General features: G+C 71.3%; 3 protein-coding genes and 1 pseudogene. All 4 read left to right on the forward strand.

The features are described 5' to 3' along the window. The coding region (locus CCN56_RS20745) for a TetR/AcrR family transcriptional regulator (RefSeq protein WP_107484191.1) at positions 1 to 541 on the forward strand (541 nt) is incomplete at its 5' end. Positions 542 to 616: 75 nt separating this feature from the next. Next, positions 617 to 1927 (forward strand): MFS transporter, encoded by a 1311-nt coding sequence (locus CCN56_RS20750; protein ID WP_086828919.1) that lies wholly within the window; start codon positions 617 to 619, stop codon positions 1925 to 1927. Positions 1928 to 2209: 282 nt separating this feature from the next. Continuing rightward, complete coding sequence (gene cimA / locus CCN56_RS20760) at positions 2210 to 3826, forward strand: citramalate synthase (RefSeq protein WP_086828923.1); 1617 nt, start codon at positions 2210 to 2212, stop codon at positions 3824 to 3826. A gap of 42 nt (positions 3827 to 3868) precedes the next feature. After that, positions 3869 to 4821 (forward strand): annotated as a pseudogene (locus CCN56_RS20765) (hypothetical protein); the annotation flags it as partial.

Consider the following 4821-nt stretch of genomic DNA (forward strand, 5'->3'; position numbering starts at 1 on the left):
CACGATCGCCGAGCGCGGGCTCGACGGGCTGACCATGGCCGGGCTGGGGCGGCAGGTGGGGATGAGCAGTGGGCATCTCCTCTACTACTTCCGCACCAAGGACGAGCTGCTGCTCCAGACCCTGGAGTGGAGCGAGGGGCGGCTCGGGGCCGAGCGCAGTGCGCTGCTGTCCAAGCCGGGAAGCGCGCGCGAGCGGCTCGACGGGTACGTCGACGTGTACGTGCCCGACGGGCCCCGCGACCCGCACTGGACGCTCTGGCTGGAGGTCTGGAACCGGTCGCAGAACGCCGACGACGACGCCCGCGCCCGGCAGGCCGCCATCGAGGGGGCCTGGCACCGGGACCTGGTCGCGATCCTCGCCGAGGGGGTCTCGCGCGGGGAGTTCCGGGCCGTCGACCCGGACCGCTTCGCCACCCGGATGCGGGCCCTGCTCGACGGCTTCAGCGTGCACGTCGCCGTCGGCATCCCGGGCACCGGGCGGGAGCAAGTCCTCGTCCATGTGCGGGAGTTCATCGCCGAAACACTGATCTCGCGACCGTAACGCACGCAAGTACTCCCGATCGTTGCGCGTTGCACCCTTGTTGCCCCCGCGTGATCTCCGGCACGGTTCCTGCCCATGGGACGAGAGCACTGGAAGAAGATCTGGGTCGGCTCCGCGGGCAACATGGTCGAGTGGTTCGACTGGTTCGTGTACGCGAGCTTCGCCACCTACTTCGCGGGGGCCTTCTTCCCCGAGGGCGACGACACCGCCAAGCTCATGAACACCGCCGGCATCTTCGCCGTCGGCTTCTTCATGCGCCCCGTCGGCGGCTGGCTCCTCGGCCGGGTCGGCGACCGCAGGGGCCGCAAGGCGGCGCTCACCCTCACCGTGACGCTGATGTCCGCCTCCGCCGTGCTGATCGCCGTCGCGCCGACGTACTCCGTCGCCGGGTACGGCGGCGCCGTCGTCCTCCTCCTCGCCCGCCTCCTCCAGGGCCTCTCCGTCGGCGGCGAGTACGCGGCCAGCGCCACCTACCTCACCGAGGCCTCCGCGCCGGAGCACCGCGGCTTCGCCTCCAGCTTCCAGTACGTGTCGATGACCGCCGGCCAGGTCCTCGGCCTCGGCCTGCTGCTCGGCCTCCAGCACACCCTGTCCGACCAGGCCCTGCACGCCTGGGGCTGGCGCATCCCCTTCGTCGTCGGCGCCCTCGGCGCGGCCGTCGTCTTCTACCTGCGCCGCACCATGCTGGAGACCGAGGTGTACGAGGAGGTCGGTGCCGCCCAGGCCGATCGCGGCACCCTCAAGGCCCTGTGGGCGCACAAGCGGGAGGCCTTCCTCGTCGTCGCGCTCACCATGGGCGGGACCGTGGCGTACTACACGTACACCACCTACCTCACCAAGTACCTGTCCAACTCCGCAGGACTGCCCAAGCAGACCGCCACTCTGGTCTCCTTCTGCGCCCTGATCGTCTTCGCCTGCCTGCAGCCGCTCGCCGGCCGGCTCTCCGACCGGATCGGCCGCCGCCCGCTGCTCATCACCTTCGCGGTCGGCTCCACGCTCCTCACCGTCCCGATTCTGACGATGCTGGGGCACGCCGGGTCCTTCTGGCCGGCCCTCGGCCTCTCCCTCCTCGCGCTCGTCGTCGTCACCGGTTACACCTCGATCAACGCCTGCGTGAAGGCCGAGCTCTTCCCGACCGGCGTCCGCGCCCTCGGCGTCGCCCTGCCGTACGCGATCGCCAACGCCCTCTTCGGCGGCACCGCCGAGTACGTGGCGCTCTGGTTCAAGGACGCCGGCATCGAGTCGGGCTTCTCCTGGTACGTGGCGGGCTGCGCGGCCGTCTCCCTGGTCGTCTACCTCACGATGCGGGAGACCCGCGACATCGACCTGGGTCGTGTCGGCACCGCCGTACCCGACCGGAAGCGAGATCAACTGCCCGTATCGTGAGACCGCCGTCCCGGCGGCCCCGGACCTGTGTCAGACTTCCGGCGTGCTTGCTACCACGATGATTATCGGCAGCAGCGCGCCGGTCCGCAGTGGCCACTGAAGCGCGGAACGACCCCCGCGGCAGTGGACACCGTGCCCCAGACCCGCGCGCAGACCTCTCGCACCCGCGAGGGGTTTTTTCGTTTTCCGGCCCCACCCGCGCCGGAAGCGGACGACGCGTGAGAATGGGGGCAAGTGGATCCATACCTTCCGGAGCCACATCCGACAGGAGCCATCACAGCCATGACCACGGAGAACGCCGAGGGCTCGCGCCTCGACGACAGCTTCCATGTCTTCGACACGACCCTGCGCGACGGGGCGCAGCGTGAAGGCATCAACCTCACCGTCGCGGACAAGCTGACCATCGCCCGGCACCTCGACGAGTTCGGCGTGGGCTTCATCGAGGGCGGCTGGCCCGGCGCCAACCCGCGCGACACGGAGTTCTTCGCCCGCGCCACGCAGGAGATCGCGTTCAAGAACGCGCAGCTCGTCGCCTTCGGCGCCACCCGCAGGGCCGGCGGCAAGGCCGCCGAGGACCCGCAGGTCAAGGCGCTCCTCGACTCCGGCGCTCCGGTGATCACCCTGGTCGCCAAGTCGCACGACCGGCACGTCGAGCTCGCCCTGCGCACCACCCTCGACGAGAACCTGGAGATGGTCCGAGACACCGTCTCCCACCTGACCTCCCAGGGCCGCCGCGTCTTCGTCGACTGCGAGCACTTCTTCGACGGCTACAAGGCGAACCCGGACTACGCCAAGGCCGTCGTCAGCGCCGCGTACGAGGCCGGTGCCGACGTCGTCGTCCTCTGCGACACCAACGGCGGCATGCTGCCCGCCCAGATCCAGGCCGTCGTCGCCACCGTCATCGCCGACACCGGCGCCCGCCTCGGCATCCACGCCCAGGACGACACCGGCTGCGCCGTCGCCAACACCCTCGCCGCCGTCGACGCGGGCGCCACCCACGTGCAGTGCACCGCCAACGGCTACGGCGAGCGGGTCGGCAACGCCAACCTCTTCCCCGTCGTCGCGGCCCTGGAGCTCAAGTACGGCAAGAAGGTCCTCCCCGAGGGCGCGCTCGCCGAGATGACCCGGATCTCGCACGCCATCGCCGAGGTCGTCAACCTCACCCCCTCCACCCACCAGCCGTACGTCGGCGTCTCCGCCTTCGCCCACAAGGCCGGACTGCACGCCTCCGCGATCAAGGTGGACCCCGACCTCTACCAGCACATCGACCCCGAACGGGTCGGCAACACCATGCGGATGCTCGTCTCCGACATGGCGGGCCGCGCCTCCATCGAGCTCAAGGGCAAGGAGCTCGGCGTCGACCTGGGCGGCGACCGCGAGCTCGTCGGCCGCGTCGTCGAGCGGGTCAAGGAGCGCGAGCTCAAGGGCTACACGTACGAGGCCGCCGACGCCTCCTTCGAGCTGCTGCTCCGCGAGGAGGCCGAGGGCCGGGCCCGCCGCTACTTCCGTACGGAGTCCTGGCGGGCGATCGTCGAGGACCGGCCCGACGGCATCCACGCCAACGAGGCGACCGTGAAGCTCTGGGCCAAGGGCGAGCGGATCGTCGCCACGGCCGAGGGCAACGGCCCGGTCAACGCCCTCGACAAGGCGATCCGCCTCGGCCTGGAGCGGATCTACCCGCAGCTCGCCAAGTTCGAGCTGGTCGACTACAAGGTCCGCATCCTGGAGGGCCGCCACGGCACCGAGTCCACGACCCGCGTCCTGATCACCACCAGCGACGGCAACGGCGAGTGGTCCACGGTCGGCGTCGGCGAGAACGTCATCGCCGCGTCCTGGCAGGCCCTGGAGGACGCCTTCACGTACGGCCTCCTCCGCGCCGGGATCGACCCCGCCGAATAGCCTCATATGTTCGCTTCGGTCCGGTTCGGGTAGCGTCGAACCATGAGGACCAGGGCGATGTCCACGGGGTCGGCCCTCGGCGGGCTGATCGTGCTCCTGCTGCTGGTCCTGGCGCCCTTCGCGGGCGCCAGGACCACGGGCGTGTCCGATGCGGCCGCCGCCCTGAAACAGGGCCCGGTGTACGTCGACCCCGGCGCCGCCGGCCAGCTCTCCACGGCCGACGCGAAGGCCCTCGCGCAGAAGATCAAGGACGCGGACAAGCCGCTCTTCGTGGCGGTGCTCCCCGCGAACGCGCAGTTCCCGCCCAAGGGCCTCATCGACAACCTGCGCGGCCAGACCGGCATCGCCGGCCTGTACGCGGTGCGCCTCGGAGACCGCTTCGACGCGGGCGTCGACCGGTCGGTGATGTCACCGGCCGCCGTGGAGAACCTCGTCACCTCCGTACGCGCGCCGGGCGCCGACGCCGCCACCGAGCTGAACAACTTCGTCGACCAGGCCCTGCCCGCGATGCGCGGCTCCGCCCCGGCCTCCTGGGGTGCCGTCGGCACGGACGACGGGGTCCCCGTCGCCGGGCTCGTCGTCCTCGGCGGTGTCGTCGTCGCGGGCGGCGCGGGCGCCTACGCCGTCGTCCGCCGCAACCGGCTCCGCAAGGAGGCCGAGGAGCGCGCCGCCCTCGACCGGCTGCGAGTCGTCGTCGACGAGGACATCACCGCCTTCGGCGAGGAACTCGAACGCCTCGACTTCCACCCCGCCGAGCGCGGCGCCGACGACGCCATGCGCGGCGACTACGAGCGCGCCCTCGACTCCTACGACCGGGCCAAGTCCCTCATGGGCTCGGTGACCCCGCGGCCCGCACCGTCGACACCGACACCGGCCGCCGCCCCTACTGGGAGGCGGGCCCCGCCTACGGCCCCTGGGCCGGCGGCTACTTCGGCGGCGGCATGCTCCCCGGCCTCCTCGTGGGCACCATGCTCGGCTCCATGCTCTCCACCCCG

Source organism: Streptomyces sp. NRRL B-24572 (assembly GCF_002156145.1).
GTDB classification, from domain to species: Bacteria; Actinomycetota; Actinomycetes; order Streptomycetales; family Streptomycetaceae; genus Streptomyces; species Streptomyces vietnamensis.

What these genes read in the sequence shown, in the direction of transcription:
- CCN56_RS20750 (WP_086828919.1), top strand. Translation starts at nt 617, where the DNA reads ATGGGACGAGAGCACTGGAAGAAGATCTGGGTCGGCTCCGCGGGCAAC.
- cimA (WP_086828923.1), top strand. Translation starts at nt 2,210, where the DNA reads ATGACCACGGAGAACGCCGAGGGCTCGCGCCTCGACGACAGCTTCCAT.